Raw genomic sequence first — 18440 nt, 5'->3', positions numbered from 1 at the left:
GCTCGGATTGCGCAGCGGTACTCGGCGGCATCAGAGATCAGTAACGATCGACGGTGGGTGCCTCGGGCAACGGGTAACCCGATGCACCCACGGTGTCGTTGAACGCCTGCTCCCAGGCACCGCTGGAGATCATTTCCTCGATGGCGTCGTTGATCTGGTTACGTCCTTCGGTGTCGTCCTTGTTCAGGCCGATGCCGTAGTTCTCCGTGGTGAACGGCTCACCGACCACCTTGAGCTGGCCCGGGAACTGAGCGGCGTAACCGGCGAGGATGATGTCGTCCGTCGTCACCGCATCGATGGAGTTGTTGTTGAGGGCTTCGACGCAGGCGGAGTAGGTGTCGTAGTTCTGTAGCTGCACGCCGGGGTACTCGTCGGCGATGTTCTGCGCCGGAGTCGAACCGGAGACCGAGCAGAGCCTCTTCCCTTCGAGAGAAGCAGGTCCGGTGATGTCGGTGTTGTCGTTGCGAACGAGCAGCGACTGTCCCGCCACGAAGTACGGTCCGGCGAAACCGACCTTCTCCTTACGCGTATCGGTGATCGAGTAGGTGGCGACGATGTAGTCGACCTCACCGTTCTCGATCAGCGTCTCGCGCTGGGCCGAGGGGGATTCCTTGAACTCGATGTTGGCCTCGTCGACACCCAGCTGACCGGCAACGTACTTGGCCACCTCGACGTCGAATCCGCTGAACGTGCCGTCGGGGTTGCGCAGCCCGAGGCCGGGCTGATCGAACTTGATACCGACGATGAGGTTGCCGGCCTCTGCGCTGCTGGAGATGGTGCGTGCTTCCTCGCCGCCACCGCAGGCGGTGGCGACGATGGACAGAGCGGCGATGGCGACACCGAGGCGGATCGGGCGGGTGATTCTCACTGTGAATGTCCTTAAGGATCGGGTGGTGTGAACGGAATGAACGGTGCAGCGGGTCAGTGGCCGAGAATCTTGCCGAGGAAGTCCTTGGCTCGTTCGGACTTGGGGGATTTGAAGAACGTCTCCGGATCGGTGTCCTCGACGACGGCTCCGTCGGCCATGAAGATGACGCGGTCGCCTGCCTTGCGAGCGAAGCCCATCTCGTGGGTGACGACGAGCATCGTCATGCCCTCCTTGGCAAGCGAGGTCATGACGTCGAGTACCTCGTTGACCATTTCGGGGTCGAGGGCCGAGGTGGGCTCGTCGAACAGCATCACCTTGGGGTTCATGGCGAGAGATCGAGCGATGGCGACACGCTGCTGCTGACCACCGGACAACTGGGCGGGGTACTTGTCGGCCTGGTTGGCGATGCCCACGCGTTCGAGCAGAGCCAATGCGCTCTTCTCTGCCTCGTCCTTCTTCTGCTTGCGCACCTTCATGGGCGCGAGCATGACGTTCTGCAGAATCGTCTTGTGCGCGAACAGGTTGAACGACTGGAACACCATGCCCACGTCGGCACGCAGTGCGGCCAGGGCCTTGCCCTCGGCGGGGAGCAGGTCTCCGTCCACCTCGATGGCACCGGAATCGATCGGTTCCAACCGATTGATCGTCCGGCACAGGGTCGACTTGCCCGATCCGGAAGGACCAACGACGATGACGACCTGTCCGGCCGGCACTTCCAGGTTGATGTCCTTGAGGACGTGCAGATCACCGAAATGTTTGTCGACGGATTTGAGCGAGATCATCGAAGGTGCGCCCGGCGGGGGAGTCGATGCCGGCGCGTCGGTGGCGTGCGTCATAGATCGAAACCCTATGCGTAGTTTCCTCGCCGACCGGTGTTTTCGCCCGTCATCTTCGATTATGTAATGGAAACTTTACTGACGGTCTGCATCGGCCCTGGACAGTCTCCGGTGGAGCCCTCGACCCCGGCGTGTCGGTCGGTGCGGTGGACGTACCCTGGAGGGGTGCAAACGAGTGTTTTTCCGACCGTGGACGTGACCGAACGCGGGGTTACCGAGCCCGTACCGCTCACCGACGGGTCGGCGGCAGGTGCCCGCAGCTACGAAGTGCGTACGCACGGTTGTCAGATGAACGTCCACGATTCGGAGCGGCTGTCCGGACTGCTCGAGGAAGCGGGCTACGTGCCGGCGGACTCGGGCACCGATGCGGATCTGGTCGTGTTCAACACGTGCGCGGTGCGCGAGAACGCCGACAACAAGCTCTACGGCAACCTGGGCATGTTGCGGCCCGCGAAGACGCGCAATCCCAACATGCAGATCGCTGTCGGTGGCTGCCTGGCGCAGAAGGACCGCAACACCGTCGTGGAGAAGGCACCGTGGGTCGACGTCGTCTTCGGCACCCACAACATCGGGTCGCTGCCGGTTCTGCTCGAGCGCGCCCGGCACAACGAACAGGCGCAGGTCGAGATTCTCGAATCTCTCGAGGCCTTTCCCTCCACCCTTCCCGCGAAGCGAGAATCCGCCTACGCCGGCTGGGTGTCGATCTCGGTGGGCTGCAACAACACCTGCACGTTCTGTATCGTCCCCGCATTGCGCGGCAAGGAAATCGACCGCAGGCCGGGTGACATCCTCGCCGAGGTACAGGCTTTGGTGGATCAGGGCGTCCTCGAGGTGACTCTGCTCGGCCAGAACGTCAATGCGTACGGTGCCTCGTTCGCCGATCCGGACATGCCCCGTGATCGCGGCGCGTTCGCCTCGCTGCTGACCGCTTGCGGCTCGATCGAGGGGCTGGAGCGGGTGCGCTTCACGTCGCCGCACCCCGCCGAGTTCACCGACGACGTCATCGAGGCCATGGCGTCGACCCCGAACATCTGCCCCACCCTGCACATGCCGCTGCAGTCCGGATCGGACCGAATCCTCAAGGCCATGCGCAGGTCCTACCGGCAGACGAAGTTCATGGGCATCATCGACAAGGTGCGTGCGGCCATGCCGCACGCGGCTGTCACCACCGACATCATCGTCGGCTTCCCCGGCGAGACCGAAGAGGACTTCGAGCAGACCCTCGACGTGGTGCGACGGGCGAAGTTCGCCAACGCCTACACGTTCCAGTACTCGAAGCGCCCGGGCACCCCGGCGGCCGACATGCCCGACCAGGTTCCCAAAGAGGTTGTGCAAGAACGGTATCTGCGGCTGATCGCGTTGCAGGAGGAGATCGTTCTCGCGGCCAACCAGGCGCTGATCGGTACCGAGGTCGAACTGCTCGTCGCCACCGGTGAAGGTCGCAAGAACGCGGCAACCCATCGGATGAGCGGGCGAGCCAGGGACGGCCGACTCGTCCACTTCGCCGTGGACGCCGACAGGGCGAGCGAGATTCGTCCGGGTGACGTCGTCACGACCACACTCACTGCAGCCGCCCCGTACCACCTCATCGCCGATGCCGGCGTGCTCACCCACCGCCGTACGGCAGCAGGAGACGCCCACGAACGCGGAGTGATGCCGAAGACGGCACCGATCGGCGTCGGCCTCGGACTTCCCTCGATCGGCGCACCGGCGCCGCTGACGCCAGAGACAGGATGCACCGCATGACAGAGACAGACGGACCCGATCGCGTCGTACCCTCTCGATCCGCAGAGGAACTCGGGCGGACCGAGAGGGCGGTGATGACCGAACTGGATCCGGGCGCGCGGGCCATGGTGGTGGCCGGGCTGGTCATGGTCCTGCTGTTCACGTTCGCGTTGCCGCACACCGGATCGGCCAGCGGGTTCGACGTGCTCACGGGCAGCGATGCCGCAGTTGCCGAATCGATCGCACTGCCGTCGCGCGTCTTCGTCGTGCTCGTGCTCACGTTCGGTGTGGTGATGTCGGTGCTCGCACTCGTCACCCGTATCTGGGCGCTGGCCTGGGCTGCCCTGGCAGGGTGTGCGGTGTCGTCGGTGTACGGAATGTTCTCGATCTGGACGCGGCAGACCGTGCCGGACAACGTGCAGGGCGCCGGACCGGGAATCGGCCTGATCATCGCGTGGATCACCGTCATCGCTCTGACGTTCCACTGGCTCAAGGCCGTGTGGAAGAAGACGAACGCCCAACTCGCCGCCCAGGAGCAGCGACGCATCGCGGCCGCGTCGGGTGAACAGAAGCTCCGACTGTGGGACGGCCACTCGGCCCCGTAGGCCCGAACGGCCGTCCCCGGTCAGCGAATCACAGTTCGTCGACTCACAGTTCGTCGACGGCGCTTTCCGCCGCGTCGGCCCACTCGCGCCACTGCTGGGCCTGTGCCAGCGCACGCTCGGCATCCTTGGTCTTGCCTGCTGCGTTCGCCTTCGCGGCCTGATCCTCGAACTGAGCCACCCGTTCGCGGAACTGGGCCGCGCGGGCAACGGCCTCGGGGTCGGAGCGACGCCACTGCGACTCGACCGCGTCGTGCACCGACTTCTCGATCGCGCGCAGTTTGCCTTCGAGTTCCTGCATCTTCTCGCGCGGGACCTTGCCGATTGCATCCCACTTGTCCTGCAGATCGCGCAGCGCCGAGCGGGCAGCGTCGAGGTCCTTGCTCGGGTCGATGTGGGTCTTGGCCAGCAGGGCTTCCTTGGCCTCGGCGTTGGCCTCGAACTCGGCGTCCCGCTCGGAGGCCGCGGCGTTACGGGCGGCGAAGAACACGTCCTGTGCGGCCTTGAAGTTCTTCCACAGAGCGTCGTCGGCATCACGAGGAGCGCGGCCGGATGCTTTCCACTCCACCAGCAGATCGCGGAACGCAGCTGCGGTGGGACCCCAATCGGTGGACGACGACAGGGCTTTGGCCCGCTCGACGAGTTCTTCCTTGCGAGTCTTGGCCGCACCGCGCTCACGATCGAGATCGGCGAAGTGCGCGCCGCGGCGACGATTGAAGTTCTCCCGAGCCTTCGAGTACCGCTTCCACAGGGCATCGTCGATCTTGCGGTCGACCCCGCGAATCGTCTTCCACTCGTCGAGGATTTCGCGTAGCCGATCTCCCGCGTGCTTCCACTGGGTCGATTCGCTGCCGATCTGTTCGGCTTCGACTGCGAGAGCTTCCTTGCGTGCCGTGTGTTCGGCGCGTTCGAGCTCCTTCTCGTGCTTGGCCACCGCTGCTGCGGCGTCCGAATGCTCGACGACCGCGTCGAGTCGCCTCGCGAGCAGATCGAGGTCACCGATCACTGCCGCAGTCGGCAGGCTCTCCAGCAGCGCGGACGCTGCGGCCTTGGTCTTCTTGGCGTCGCCTGTACCGGAGGTCAATCGAGCTTCGAGCAGACCGACCTCGGTGGCCAGATCGTCGTAACGCCGACCGAAATGGGCGAGCCCTTCCGCTGCGTCTCCGGCTTGCCAGGACCCGATCTGCCGCTCGCCGTCGGAGGTGGTCACCCACGCCGTACCGTCGTCGTCGACTCTGCCGAACTTGCTGGGATCGCTCGCAGGCGTGACCGCCGGGATTGCCGTGGGGACGTGGGAGGGCGTGGGGTGAGGTTTGGCACCGGCCGAACCGCCGGGCCGAGGAGAACCGGTACCGGGACCCGCGGGCCTGGGTCCACCACCGGGCTTCGGTCCACCGCCCGGCTTGGGTCCACCTCCGGGCTTGGGTCCGCCGTGGTTCGCCGCATCGGGAGCGGTGGCACCGGGGGGCTGGGCGGGTGCATCCGAGGACGGAGCCTCGGGGGTGGTGGGGGTACCGGCGTTCGGGTCGGTCATTGTTCCTCATCTCTGCCGCGCGTCACGGCTGCCTCAATCGCGATCTGGACACCATTGAACTAGGTGACGACCGATCGGACCATTGAAACAGCTCAGACGACTCGAGGTGGACCCGTCCGGCCAAGTCGCACCAGCGACTAGCGTGGTGCTCGTGTTTCGTGCCGCGGCCCTGGTGCCCTCTCCGCCGTTGTTGGTCCCCGAACTGATGGGCGCGGGGGCGGCCGAGACAGCAGATCTTCGGGCCGCCGCCGTCAGCGCCACGACACACCTGGCGTCGACGGTCGACCGCTGGATCGCCGTCGGCGTCGATCGCACGTCCTCCACGTTCGGCGAGGCCACGGTCGGCACGTTGCGAGGATTCGGAGTCGACGTGGTGGTGAGCCTGTCCGGCGCCGCGGATCAGACTGCGGCAGACCCGGACCTGCCGCTGGCCGTTCTGATCGCGGGGTGGCTGCGAGGAGTGGCTGCGCCCGACGACGCGGTCGAGGTCCGCACGATCCCGGCCGATGCGAGCCCCGAGTGGTGCGCCGAGTTCGGCGAGAAGCTGCGCCGAGAGTTCGACGCCTCGGCGGAGAGCTGGGGCGTGCTGGTGCTGGCAGACGGGGCGAACACGCTGACTCCGAAGGCCCCCGGATCGTTCGACGAACGCGCCCAGGAGGTCCAGCACCGGATCGACGATGCCCTCGCGGCAGCGGACGTCGACGCGTTGGCCGGTCTGGAACCGGACCTGTGCGCATCGCTCGGTGTCGGCGGCCGAGCGGCGTGGCAGGTGCTGGCAGCACTCGCCGGAGCCGATGCGAAGACGACGACGGAGCTCTACCGAGGTGCCCCCTTCGGCGTCGGATACTTCGTGGGGACCTGGTCTCGTGACTGACGGGGCGAGCGATCCGGCCACGACTCCGGTCGCGATCATCGGCCCGACGGCCGCAGGTAAATCCGATCTGGCTCTCGATCTGGCCGAGAAATTCGGCGGCGAAATCGTCAACATCGACGCGATGCAGCAGTACCGGGGAATGGACATCGGGACCGCGAAACTGCCAGTCGCTCAGCGGCGGGGGATTCCGCACCATCAACTCGATGTGCTCGAGGTCACCGACATCGCCACGGTCGCGCGGTATCAAGCGGCTGCGGTCGCCGACGTCGAGGACATCAGATCGCGCGGATTGCGCCCGATCATCGTCGGGGGATCGATGATGTACGTGCAATCGTTGCTCGACGAGTGGGCCTTTCCGGCAACCGACCCCGTCGTGCGGGCGAAGTGGGAAGCAGTCCTCGAACGCAACGGTGTCGAGGAGATCCATCGCGCGTTGACGGCCGCCGATCCCGAGGCTGCCGCGTCGATACTGCCCACCGACGGCAGGCGCATGGTCCGGGCGCTCGAGGTGGTGGAGCTGACGGGGCAGCCGTTCGCGGCCTCGGCTCCGAAGATCGGCGCACCTCGCTGGGGCACGGTGGTGCTCGGAGTCGACCGCGACACGGCCGAACTGGACGAGCGGATCGCCGAGCGCACGCGACAGATGTTCGAGACCGGACTGCTCGACGAGGTGGAGGGGCTGCTCGGTCTGGGGCTGCGTGAGGGCGTCACTGCGTCGCGCGCGATCGGGTACGCGCAGGCTCTCGACGTGTTGGCGGGGGAGTACGACGTCGAGTTCGCGCGCGAACGGACGTTCATCGGAACCAGACGCTACGTGCGACGCCAACGCTCGTGGTTTCGCCGCGACGACCGTGTCCGTTGGCTCGACGGTGCGTCGCCCACGCTGATGTCCGACGCCCTGTCCGCGATCGATCCCTCGTAACCGAGCCCACGTAGACTCGCGGCCATGGAATTCGCCAAAGGCCACGGAACTCAGAACGACTTCGTCGTACTGCCGGATCCGGCAGCCGAGCTCGAACTCACCAGGTCGGCGGTCTCGGTGTTGTGCGATCGACGCCAGGGCCTCGGTGCCGACGGCATTCTGCGCGTCGCCCGGGCCGGTGTGCTCCGAGATGCAGGCGTACTCGATCGAATTCCGTCGGGTGTCGAGCCCGAGGACTGGTTCATGGACTACCTCAACGGTGACGGCACCATCGCCGAGATGTGCGGCAACGGCGTCCGCGTGTTCGCGCACTATCTGCGGGTGCACGATCTCGAACAACGTGACCAGTTCGTGGTGGGTTCGCGGGCCGGTGCACGCGCTGTGACCGTCCACTCGTTCGACGACACCGACGCCGATGTCACCGTGGCGATGGGTGACGTCACTCTGATGGGCTCGAGCTCGGTGACCCTCGCGGGCGGAACGTACGAGGGCGTCGGGATCGACGTCGGCAATCCGCACCTGGCCTGTGTCGACGGTTCGTTGACGCGCGCATCTCTCGGCGCTCTCGACCTGTCCGCACCGCCGACACTGGACTCCGAGTTCTTTCCCCGCGGCGCGAACGTCGAGATCCTGACCAGGCTCGACGACGGTGCCGTCGAGATGCGCGTGTTCGAGCGTGGCGTCGGGGAGACGCGATCGTGTGGCACCGGAACCGTGGCGGCGGCCGCGGCAGCGCTGTCCTACGAGGGTCTCGAGACCGGGGAGGTGAGCGTCGGTGTGCTCGGCGGTCGGGTGCGCGTGAACATCGATCACGTCGGTGCCACTCTGCGCGGACCGTCGGTGCTGCTGGCCCGCGGCGAGATCGACGACCGGTGGCTGAAGGCGCAGTCCTGACGATCGCACCGGCCTCGGCATCCGCCCGGACCGAAACCCGCGTGCATACGCTGGGCTTTTCGTGGATCATGGGTGACGTATGACGAACTCACATGAAACATCCCCTGCGGGCGAACCGGTCGACGACAGTCGCGACGAGGTCGACGGTGCTCCCGAAACCGAATCCGCCTGGACTCGCGAAGAGTCCGACGCATGGTCGAGGCGACTGGCTCGGTCTCCGCTGAACGACGAGAACTCCCCGTCGTCGGGCGACATGCAGCTCGAAGACCGCACCGCGCTACGTCGAGTGGCCGGACTGTCCACCGAACTCACCGACGTCACCGAGGTCGAGTATCGGCAGCTGCGCCTCGAACGCGTCGTGTTGGTCGGAGTCTGGACCACCGGCACGGCCGCGCAGGCCGAGTCCAGCATGACCGAACTGGCTGCGCTGGCCGAGACCGCCGGCTCGGAGGTACTCGAAGCGCTGATGCAGCGACGCGACAAGCCCGACGCCGCGACGTACATCGGTTCCGGCAAGGCCAAGGAAGTGCGCGACATCGTCCTCGCGACCGGTGCCGACACGGTGATCTGCGACGGTGAACTGACGCCTGCTCAGCTCAATGCGCTGGAGAAGGTCGTCAAGGTCAAGGTCATCGACCGCACCGCGCTGATCCTCGACATCTTCGCCCAGCATGCGACCTCGCGAGAAGGCAAGGCGCAGGTCGCCTTCGCCCAGATGGAGTACATGTTGCCCAGGCTCCGCGGCTGGGGTGAATCCATGTCGCGGCAGGCCGGTGGACGTGCGGGCAGCAACGGTGGTGTGGGTCTGCGCGGACCGGGTGAGACGAAGATCGAGACCGACCGTCGACGCATCCGCGAGCGAATGGCCAAGCTGCGCCGCGAGATCAAGGGCATGAAGCAGGCCCGCGACACCAAACGCGAACAGCGCCTGAGCGGTACGGTGCCGTCCATCGCGATCGTGGGATACACGAACGCGGGCAAGTCGAGTCTGCTGAATGCCCTGACCGGATCCGGTGTGTTGGTCCAGAACGCGTTGTTCGCCACCCTCGATCCCACCACGCGCAAGTCGACCCTCGAAGACGGCCGCGAGATCGTGCTGACCGACACCGTCGGCTTCGTTCGGCACCTTCCGACTCAGTTGGTCGAAGCGTTCCGCTCGACGCTCGAGGAAGTCACCGATGCAACCCTGCTGCTGCACGTGGTGGACGGATCGGATCCTCTTCCGATCGATCAGATCAAGGCCGTGCGCGAGGTGATCACCGAGGTTGTTCGCGAGCAGGATGCGAAGATGCCGCCGGAGTTGTTGGTGGTCAACAAGATCGACGCTGCCGATCCGGTACAGCTGACCCAGCTGCGCGGATTGCTCGACGGTGCCCGGTTCGTCTCGGCCAAGACCGGCGAGGGAATCGACGCCCTGCGAGATCACCTGGCCGAGATCCTCTCCGAGCCGGACGTGTTGGTCGACGTACTCGTGCCGTACACCCGTGGCGATCTGGTCGCGCGCATCCACACCGACGGCCGGATCGTGAAATCCACCCACGAGGAAGAGGGCACGCGCGTGGAAGCGCGTGTGCCGCAATCGCTCGCGGCAGCGCTGGTCGAGTTCACGGCAACCGTTCCCACCGCCTGATCTCGGTGGGGCCACGGCTGGTGGTGTGCGGAGCGGCCGCGGCTGCGGTCGCCACGACGGTCGCGTTCTCGGGGCCTGCCTTCGCAGCTCCGATCGAGACCGAAACGTATTGTCGACCAACCGATCCTGGTCTCGCCGAGTTGTCCGGCCTGACCTCGATCGACGGGGTCCTCTACGCAATCGGCGACAGCGGAGCCGATGATCGGGTCGCGGCGCTCGGTGCCGACTGCACGGTCGAGCGATGGATCGACGTTCCCGTTGACCCGTACGACGTCGAGGACCTGACGTCGTACGACGGCTCGCTGTGGTTGGCGGACATCGGCGACAATCAGATGCGACGCGACACAGTGGCATTGACGCGCATGGACCCGGCATCGGGTGCGGGCGAACTGTACCGACTGACCTACCCGGACGGCGCACACGACGCCGAGGCGATCCTGATCGAGCCCGGTGGTAGACCGGTGATCGTCACCAAGGAACTCTCGGGCGTGAGCGGGGTGTATGTACCTGCAGGCGACGAATCCGTCACCGATCTGAGCAGTCCAGGGCCGACGCCGATGCGCAAGGTCGGAGATCTGGCGTTCACCGCAACGGACACGGTCGGTGGGCCGGCGTTCGTGGTCGGATCGATATTGGCGACCGGGGGAGCGGTGAGCGCCGACGGCAGCGTCGCCGCGGTGCGCACGTACACCGACGCGTACCTGTTCGATTCGTCCGATGGCAATATCGCGTCGGCGTTGGTCGATCCTGCCACGCCGCGGGCAGTGATGGCATTGCCCGATCAACCGCAGGGTGAGGCACTGGCGTTCCTCGACGACGGAAGTCTGCTCCTGGCGTCGGAAGCGGGTTTCGCTCCGACGGACGGAAGCCTTCCGCCGATTCTTCGATTCACGGATGCGCGGTCTCTCGAACTCGCTGTTCCGGAGCCCACCGCCGCCGAATCCAGTGCGCTGGAGTCGGTGTCGCCGACCTCGAGCGCAGATCGGTCGCCGCAAACGCCGACAGCGACGGACTCGGAATGGGAGTTCCGAGCGGCCGTCGCTGCCGGTGTGGTGCTGATCGCCGGAGCGGTGGGATTCACCGTCCGGCGATCGATGCGTTCTCGTTAGGCGTCGCAGGAGTGGAGCCTGCGGAACGACCTATGCGTCGCAGGAGTGGAGCCTGCGGAACGACTTATGCGTCCAAGTCTGCTTCGACGAGGGCGACGACCTTGTCGAGTGCTGCCTGGTCGTCGCTGCTGACGGTGACTTCGGTGCCCTTGGTGGCGCCGAGCGTCATGATCATCAGGGCCGAACCTGCATCTACCGGCTCCGAGTCGGCCACTGCGAGGGTGACGTCTACGCCGGCTTCGGCGACGGCGTCGGCGATCAGTGCTGCGGGGCGGGCGTGCAGCCCGATCGAGGATCCGACGGCGACTGTGGTGCTGGGCATGGTGCTCCTTCGTAGTGGGGTTGTTGCGATCGTAGCGAGTGTCAGACGGTGGCGAGTGCGGGATCGAGTTCGGCGTCGGACGGGGCGTTCTTGCCCTTGACGAACTGCTTGGCCGAGACGACCAGGAACGCCGAGACGATGGTGCCCGCTGCCAGCGAAAGGATGAACCACAGGATGTTTCCGATCGCGAAGAACACGAAGATGCCGCCGTGGGGTGCGCTGAGGGTGACGTCGAACGCCATGATCATCGCACCGGTCACTGCGCCGCCGGCCATCATCGAGGGGATGACGCGGAACGGGTCGGCCGCGGCGAACGGGATTGCGCCCTCGGAGATGAATGCAGCTCCCAGGAACCACGCGGCCTTGCCGTTCTCGCGTTCGGCTTCGGTGAACAGGCGTGCGCGGACGGTCGAGGCGAGTGCCATGGCCAGTGGCGGCACCATTCCGGCGGCCATGACCGCTGCCATGATGCGCAGCGACGCGGTGTCGGTGACCGACAGGCCTGCGGTGGCGAATGCGTAGGCTGCCTTGTTGACCGGTCCGCCGAGGTCGAAGCACATCATCAGGCCGAGAATGATGCCGAGGATGATGACCGAGGAACCGCTGAGGCCGTTGAGCCAGTCGGTGAGTCCACTGGTGATCGCGGCGAGCGGCTTGCCGAGCAGCAGGAACATGATCGCGCCGACGATGAGTGTGGCGAACAGCGGAATGATGACGACCGGCATGAGTCCGCGCAGAACTGCGGGGATCTTCCACTTGCTGATCCAGAGTGCGACGAAGCCGGCGATCAGACCACCGACGAGACCGCCGATGAAGCCTGCACCCACCAGAACGGCCACCGCACCTGCGGTGAATCCCGGTGCCAGACCTGGTCTGTCGGCAATGGCGTAGGAAATGTAGCCGGCCAGCGCGGGCACCAGGAAGCTGAAGGACAGCGCGCCGATCTGGAAGAGCACGGCACCGAGGTAGGCGGCGATTCCGCCTTCGGGCAGCGAGGTGATGGAGTTGTTGACGACGATGTCCTCGGCAACTCCGGAGATCTCGTATCCGCCGAGCAGGAAGCCGAGAGCGATCAGCAGACCACCGGCCGCGACGAACGGGATCATGTAGCTGACGCCGGTGAGCAGGATCTGGCGGATGCGGGTGCCCCAGCCGAGTTCACCTGCGGAGTCGTTCGAGCCGGCAGCCACTGCGGTACCGCCGACGCGAGCTGCGTCCGGGTTCAGTGCAGCGCGTAGGGCTTCGGTGAGCATGACGTCGGGCTCGTTGATGGCGCGCTTGACGCCCGAGGAGATGACGGGCTTGCCGGCGAAACGCTCGCGGCCCTTGACGCCCACGTCGGTGGCGAAGATGACTGCTTCAGCTCCGGCGATGATCTTCGGGTCCAGCGGCGTGCTGCCGCTCGAGCCCTGGGTCTCGACGTGCACCGTGACTCCGGCGCGCTCACCGGCGGCGACGAGGGAATCGGCAGCCATGTAGGTGTGCGCGATTCCGGTTGGGCAGGCGGTGACTGCGACGATGTGCTTGGGGGCAGTGGCCTCGGCCGGGGTGGCGGCCGCGCTGTGCTTGGCGGTCGACACGGGAGCTGCCGCAGTGGTCGTCGCGGCCGGCTTGGCAGCAGGGTTGATGACGCCGTCGACGAGCGTGACGATCTCGGTTGCCGAGGACGCGTTGCGCAGCGAGGTGACGAACTCCGGCTTGACCAGGGCGCGCGCCAGGCTGGAGAGCAACTTCATGTGTGCCGATCCGGCACCGGCCGGCGCGGCGATGAGGAACACGAGGTCGGCGGGGCCGTCGGGGGCACCGAAATCGACCTTGGGGTTCAGTCGGGCGAATCCGAGCGAGGCCGAGGTGACCGCTTCGGAGCGGCAGTGCGGGATGGCGATGCCGCCGGGCAGGCCTGTTGCAGACTGCGCTTCGCGGGCCAGAGCGGCGTCGCGCAGAGCATCGGTCTCGGTTGCGCGACCCGCGGAAGCCAGAACGCCTGCGAGGCGTTCGATGACGGCTTCCTTGGATTCGCCGAGATCGGCGTCGAGGAGGATCAGATCCTCGGCGATGATCTGCTGATCTTCGGTGGGGGTGGACATTGCAGGCTCCTAGAGACGATTCGAAGAAGGGGAGAGCGCGGACGGGGTGACGGAGGTGGGGATGTCGAGCGCACGGACCGTCACCGAATTCGGGTGGGTCTGCTCGGGCAGTGGAAGCGTGGTGCCTGGAAGCGCGGTTGCCGCCGTTCCGTAGGCGACGGCGCGGCGAAGTTTGTCTGCGTCGGAACAGTTCTCGGCATCGGCGAGGATGTAGCCGGCGAGCGAGGAATCGCCTGCGCCGACCGTGCTGACCGCGGTGATCGGGGGCGGGCTGGCGTACCAGGAACCGTCCTCGGTGACCAGTACGGCTCCGGCACTGCCCAGAGTGGCCAGTACCGCGCCGACGCCTCGGCCGAGAAGGATCGTGCTGGCTGCGATCGCTGCCGTCGGATCACCCTGCGCCGCTGCACTTTCCAGTTCTTCGGAATCGTACCCGGTGAGTTGGGCGAGTTCCTCGGAATTGGGTTTGATCAGATCGGGTGCCGACGCCGGGAAGGCTGCCGCGAGAGCGAGCAGTGGCTCGTCGGAGGTGTCGACCGCAACTTTCGCCGAGGTGGCGCGCAGCGCCGCGACGAGCTCGGCGTACCAGTCGACGGGCAGACCGGGCGGAAGCGAACCGGAGAGCACCACCCATTCGGCATCGACTGCGAGAGAGAGGATTCGCTCCCGCAGCTCGGTGCGGGTCTGCTCCGACACCGTCGCACCGGGCTCGTTGATCTTGGTGGTGGTGCCACCGACCTCGCTCACCGTGATGTTGGTACGGGCCGGCCCCGACGTCGGAACGGCGGAGTACCGCACGCCCTTGTCGGACATCGCGTCGAGCAGGGGGTCTCCGGCATTGGCCGGGAGTACGGCCATCGCGTCGATTCCGGATCCGCCGAGGACGCGAGCGACGTTGACGCCCTTGCCGCCCGGGTCGGTGGCCGACGTCGATGCCCGGTGTACGCCGCCGCGGACGAGCGGTGCGTCGAGTGTGACCGTCCGGTCCATGCTCGGGTTGGCCGTGAGTGTGACCATCATGCGATCACCACCTCGATTCCTTTGTCGCTGAGATTCTTACGGTCGTTGGTCGAGATGTCGCTGTCGGTGACGATGACGTCGATGGATCCCACTCGGGCGAAGCTCACCAGATGCTCGCGGCCGATCTTCGACGAATCGGCCAGCACCACAACGTGGTTGGCCGCCTCGACCATGGCACGCTTGACTGCTGCCTCGTCACTGTCGGGCGTGGACAATCCGTGCCCGACGCTGATGGCGTTGGTGCCGATGAACGCCACGTCCACGCGAAGCCATTCGAGGGCGCGCAGTGCTTCGTCGCCGACGGCAGCCTGGGTGGTTCCGCGCACCCGCCCGCCGAGCAGTCGAAGACTCACGCTCGGCATGGTTGCGGCCCGGGCGGCGATCGGCACCGAGTTGGTCACCAGAGTCAGCTCGCGGTCGTGGGGAAGCAGGCCCGCCAACCGGCCCGTCGTGGTGCCCGCGTCGAACACCGCACTGCCGCCCACCGGTGGCAGGAAGGACAACGCCGCGGCCGCGATGGCGTCCTTCTGGTCGGCGCGGGTGAACTCTCGCTCGGAGACGCCGGGCTCGAGTGTGGTCAGTGCGGACGCGGGTACTGCTCCACCGTGGACGCGGCGGACGACTCCCATTCGGTCGAGGGTGGCGAGATCGCGTCGCACGGTTTCGGTGGTGACGCCGTACGTGGCCGACAGATCGTTGACGGAGACGCGGCCGTGCGTGCTGATCAGTTCGGCGATGGCGTGTTGGCGTTCTTCGGCGTACACCTGCGTCTCCTTCCCGGTTGATGTTGCTTTATGTTGTTTTACGCCCGTGTGTGTTGACATGTCAAGGGTTTGGAGTAATCTCGGTCACAACACAGGCAAGTGAGTGAGTACGCCACAGCTCGCCGAACAGATGCGATGACCTTTGTTCACGCAGGATCCGAGGAGGACCACATGACGGGATCGGTTAGCACCGCTTCGACCGCACACACCGACACCACAGTCGATGCAGCCGGGGCCGGAGCAGCGCAGACGACACTGCGCGGCACACCCGTCGTGCCCGGCGTCGGATACGGCCCCGTCATTCGTCCCGGTGCCCGACCGTCCATCCCGGCCGACACCGGCGAGGTCGCCGAGGCGGATCGGGAGGCCGAGAAGGCTGTCTTCGACGCCGCAGCGAATGCTGTCGCCTCCCGACTACGCGGTCGTGCGGAACTCGCGACCGGCGCTGCTTCGGAGGTTCTGTCTGCCAACGCCGCGATGGCCACCGACCGCGGATGGCTCGGTGCCGCTCGGTCCTCGATCGCCAAGGGCAGTTCTGCCGTCACGGCAACGGCGGCGGCAACGGAGAAGTTCGCCGCGATGTTCACCCAGCTCGGCGGACTGATGGCCGAGCGCGTGACCGATCTGCGCGACATTCGCGATCGCGTCATTGCCGAGATACTCGGCGTTCCTGAGCCCGGTGTTCCGGTACCCGAGCAACCGTCGGTGCTGTTCGCCGACGATCTTGCGCCCGCCGACACCGCAGGTCTGGACCCCACCCTGATCGTCGGACTCGCCACCTCGCTGGGCGGTCCGACCAGTCACACCGCGATCATTGCGCGCCAGCTGGGCATTCCGTGCATCGTCGCCGTGGCTGGGCTCGACGACATCGCCGCGGGTACGAACGCATCCGTCGACGGAACCAGCGGCCGCATCGATCTCGAACCCGACGCCGACTCGGCCCGCGCTGCCGTCGTGTCTGCCCGTGACGAGCTCGACCGGGTATCCCAGTGGGTCGGTCCCGGAACCACCGCCGACGGCCACGCAGTCGACATTCTCGCCAACGTCCAGGACGGTGCCGGTGCTCGCGCGGCGCGGTCGAGCGCAGCGGACGGCGTCGGTCTGTTTCGCACCGAACTGTGCTTTCTGGACCGCGACTCCGAACCCACCGTCGACGAGCAGGCCGAGATCTACGCACAGGTACTCGACGCGTTCGCAGGCAAGAAGGTCGTCGTTCGGACTCTCGATGCCGGCTCGGACAAGCCACTTCGGTTCGCCACTCATCCCGACGAGGCCAACCCGGCACTGGGCATTCGCGGCATCCGCATCGCCGAGGCCGACCGAGGGATTCTGTATCGTCAGCTCGACGGCATCGCAGCAGCCGCGAAGGCGACCGATTCCTCCCCGTGGGTGATGGCTCCGATGATCGCGACCGCGCTGGAGGCAAAGGATTTCGCTGCCGACGTCCGCGAGCGCGGACTCACTCCGGGTGTCATGATCGAGATCCCCGCCGCCGCTCTGCTCGCCGAACACATCCTCGAGCACGTCGACTTCCTGTCCATCGGCACCAACGATCTGGCGCAGTACACGATGGCCGCCGACCGCATGTCCGCTCAGCTCGCCGGCCTGACCGATCCGTGGCAGCCGGCCGTGTTGGCACTGGTGGCGCACACCGCGGCCGCGGGAGCCAAGGCGGGCAAGCCCGTCGGAGTCTGCGGTGAGGCCGCTGCCGATCCGCTGCTGGCCTGCGTGCTGGTAGGGCTCGGCATCACCTCGCTCTCGGCTGCGTCGGCTGCCGTCGCGCATGTCGGGTCGAAACTGGCAACGGTCACGCTCGCTCAGTGCAAGGAAGCGGCCGCGGCCGCCCTGAAAACGGACAGTACCGCCGCTGCCCGCGAGGCAGTGAGCGCGATTCTCGGCTGATCCAATAGTGTTGCCTTCCATCATGAGAACTCTCGGTTGGACGCTGCACGGAAACGGAAAGACCGTCGACGCCGGGGCGGTGGTCTCGCCCGACGAGCGATTGACGTGGCCCCGCACCATCGGTATCGGAATGCAGCATGTGGTCGCGATGTTCGGCGCGACCCTGTTGGTTCCGACGATCACCGGATTTCCGGTGTCGACGACGCTGCTGTTCTCGGGCATAGGGACGGCGCTGTTCCTGCTCATCACCCGAGGCCGGGTGCCCAGCTACCTGGGTTCCTCCTTCGCGTTCCTGGCCCCGCTCGGTGCCACCCAAGCGAACGGACCTGCCGCCCAGCTCGGAGCCGTGCTGTGTGTGGGCGTCGTACTGGCAGCAGTGGGCTTCGTGGTGAAGTTCGCAGGGCAGCGGGTACTCGACGCGGCGATGCCGCCCGTCGTGACCGGAGCCGTCGTGGTGCTCATCGGGCTGAACCTGGCACCGGCCGCCACCACGTCGTTCGAGGCACAGCCGCTGATCGCAGCCATCACCCTGGTCGCGATTCTGCTGGCGACAGCGGTGGGGCCCGGCCTGATCGGGCGACTGGGAATTCTGCTCGGCGTCGTCGTGGGTTGGGTGTTCGCCGCAGTCACCGGAGGGATCGCGCAACCGCGACTCGACGCACTCAGCGCTGCGAGCTGGATCGGTCTGCCCGAGTTTCGTGGACCGTCGTTCGAGCTGTCGGTGATCCTCGTGGCGCTGCCGGTGGTGATCGTCCTGGTCGCCGAGAACGTGGGGCACGTCAAAGCCGTCGCCGCGATGACCGGCAAGAACCTCGACGATGTGGCCGGCGACGCCTTGATCGCCGACGGGCTGGCGACCACGCTGGCCGGAGCAGGCGGCGGTTCGGGAACCACCACCTACGCGGAGAACATCGGCGTCATGGCGGCCACTCGTGTCTACTCGACCGCCGCGTACTGGGTCGCATCGATCACCGCGACGGTGCTCGCGTTCTCGCCCAAGTTCGGTGCACTGATCTTCACCGTGCCCGACGGGGTCATCGGCGGCGCAACCCTGGTTCTGTACGGCCTCATCGGGCTGTTGGGCGTACGCATCTGGACCGACGCGAAGGTCGACTTCACCGATCCGGTCAATCTCATGGTCGTCGCTGCCGCGCTCGTCGCCGGAATCGGTGACCTGACGCTGTCCGTCGGATCGGTCGAGCTCGGCGGTATCGCGTGGGGTTCGGTCGGCATCCTTCTCGGGTACCCGATCGTCTCGGCGCTCGCGAGAAGCGCGGGCAAACGCGCACGGTAGCGGGGTCGGTCACGAATCGCGCGCGTTTTGGTCATCGACCTCCGTGACGTCCCGAAC

16 protein-coding genes are annotated in these 18440 nt (G+C 66.5%); 9 read left to right on the top strand and 7 right to left on the bottom strand.

The window, feature by feature from the left end:
* Window positions 1-37 precede the first annotated feature (37 nt).
* Both CH256_RS05645 and CH256_RS05640 read right to left on the bottom strand, forming a co-directional pair.
* A complete protein-coding gene (locus CH256_RS05645; protein WP_068050691.1) occupies window positions 38-868 on the bottom strand; it encodes a glutamate ABC transporter substrate-binding protein in 831 nt (276 codons plus the stop codon).
* Between the two features lie 53 nt (window positions 869-921).
* A complete protein-coding gene (locus tag CH256_RS05640; RefSeq protein ID WP_170944851.1) occupies window positions 922-1650 on the bottom strand; it encodes an amino acid ABC transporter ATP-binding protein in 729 nt (242 codons plus the stop codon).
* Window positions 1651-1899: 249 nt separating this feature from the next.
* Between CH256_RS05640 and miaB the strand changes: the two genes are divergently transcribed.
* Complete coding sequence (gene miaB, locus CH256_RS05635; protein ID WP_094642401.1) at window positions 1900-3450, top strand: tRNA (N6-isopentenyl adenosine(37)-C2)-methylthiotransferase MiaB; 1551 nt, start codon at window positions 1900-1902, stop codon at window positions 3448-3450.
* Window positions 3447-4034 carry an Rv2732c family membrane protein gene (locus tag CH256_RS05630; RefSeq protein WP_068050689.1) on the top strand — a complete coding sequence of 196 codons (588 nt, stop codon included), beginning with the start codon at window positions 3447-3449 and terminating at the stop codon, window positions 4032-4034. The genes miaB and CH256_RS05630 overlap by 4 nt, the downstream gene beginning before the upstream one ends.
* A gap of 43 nt (window positions 4035-4077) precedes the next feature.
* On the opposite strand, the gene CH256_RS05625 is transcribed toward CH256_RS05630, so the two are convergent.
* Entirely contained in the window at window positions 4078-5565 is a 1488-nt protein-coding gene (locus CH256_RS05625) for a DUF349 domain-containing protein (protein ID WP_094642053.1), read from the bottom strand.
* A 151-nt stretch (window positions 5566-5716) separates the two neighbouring features.
* Between CH256_RS05625 and CH256_RS05620 the strand changes: the two genes are divergently transcribed.
* From CH256_RS05620 to CH256_RS05600, 5 genes are all read left to right on the top strand, one after another.
* On the top strand, window positions 5717-6439 hold the full coding sequence (locus tag CH256_RS05620) for a class III extradiol dioxygenase subunit B-like domain-containing protein (protein ID WP_094642400.1): 723 nt from the start codon (window positions 5717-5719) through the stop codon (window positions 6437-6439).
* Window positions 6432-7361 (top strand): tRNA (adenosine(37)-N6)-dimethylallyltransferase MiaA, encoded by a 930-nt coding sequence (gene miaA, locus CH256_RS05615; protein ID WP_094642051.1) that lies wholly within the window; start codon window positions 6432-6434, stop codon window positions 7359-7361. Before CH256_RS05620 ends, miaA begins: the two co-directional genes overlap by 8 nt.
* A 24-nt stretch (window positions 7362-7385) precedes the next feature.
* A complete protein-coding gene (dapF, locus tag CH256_RS05610; protein WP_094669067.1) occupies window positions 7386-8255 on the top strand; it encodes a diaminopimelate epimerase in 870 nt (289 codons plus the stop codon).
* Between the two features lie 79 nt (window positions 8256-8334).
* Entirely contained in the window at window positions 8335-9885 is a 1551-nt protein-coding gene (gene hflX, locus CH256_RS05605) for a GTPase HflX (protein WP_094642047.1), read from the top strand.
* Window positions 9886-9890: 5 nt separating this feature from the next.
* Window positions 9891-10994: a hypothetical protein gene (locus CH256_RS05600; protein ID WP_094642045.1), complete on the top strand. Its 1104-nt coding sequence runs from the start codon at window positions 9891-9893 to the stop codon at window positions 10992-10994.
* 64 nt (window positions 10995-11058) lie between these two features.
* Here CH256_RS05600 and CH256_RS05595 read toward each other — a convergent pair whose 3' ends face one another.
* Genes CH256_RS05595 through CH256_RS05580 form a run of 4 tightly spaced genes read right to left on the bottom strand, consistent with a single transcriptional unit; the run spans window position 11059 to window position 15187 of the window.
* Window positions 11059-11316, bottom strand: coding sequence for an HPr family phosphocarrier protein (locus tag CH256_RS05595; RefSeq protein ID WP_068050678.1), 258 nt, complete (start codon window positions 11314-11316; stop codon window positions 11059-11061).
* A 41-nt stretch (window positions 11317-11357) separates the two neighbouring features.
* Window positions 11358-13403 (bottom strand): PTS fructose transporter subunit IIABC, encoded by a 2046-nt coding sequence (locus CH256_RS05590; protein ID WP_094642043.1) that lies wholly within the window; start codon window positions 13401-13403, stop codon window positions 11358-11360.
* 9 nt (window positions 13404-13412) lie between these two features.
* Complete coding sequence (locus CH256_RS05585) at window positions 13413-14423, bottom strand: 1-phosphofructokinase family hexose kinase (protein ID WP_094642041.1); 1011 nt, start codon at window positions 14421-14423, stop codon at window positions 13413-13415.
* Window positions 14420-15187 (bottom strand): DeoR/GlpR family DNA-binding transcription regulator, encoded by a 768-nt coding sequence (locus CH256_RS05580; protein WP_094642039.1) that lies wholly within the window; start codon window positions 15185-15187, stop codon window positions 14420-14422. The genes CH256_RS05585 and CH256_RS05580 overlap by 4 nt, the downstream gene beginning before the upstream one ends.
* A gap of 171 nt (window positions 15188-15358) precedes the next feature.
* On the opposite strand from CH256_RS05580, the gene ptsP reads away from it, so the two are divergent.
* Both ptsP and CH256_RS05570 read left to right on the top strand, forming a co-directional pair.
* Window positions 15359-17089: a phosphoenolpyruvate--protein phosphotransferase gene (ptsP, locus tag CH256_RS05575; protein WP_255183275.1), complete on the top strand. Its 1731-nt coding sequence runs from the start codon at window positions 15359-15361 to the stop codon at window positions 17087-17089.
* Window positions 17090-17111: 22 nt separating this feature from the next.
* Window positions 17112-18383: a uracil-xanthine permease family protein gene (locus tag CH256_RS05570; protein ID WP_176460470.1), complete on the top strand. Its 1272-nt coding sequence runs from the start codon at window positions 17112-17114 to the stop codon at window positions 18381-18383.
* Window positions 18384-18440: the final 57 nt, after the last annotated feature.

This window comes from Rhodococcus sp. 05-2254-6 (assembly GCF_002258565.1).
Lineage (GTDB): Bacteria > Actinomycetota > Actinomycetes > Mycobacteriales > Mycobacteriaceae > Rhodococcoides.
This window is presented reverse-complemented; position numbering and strand designations above follow the sequence as displayed.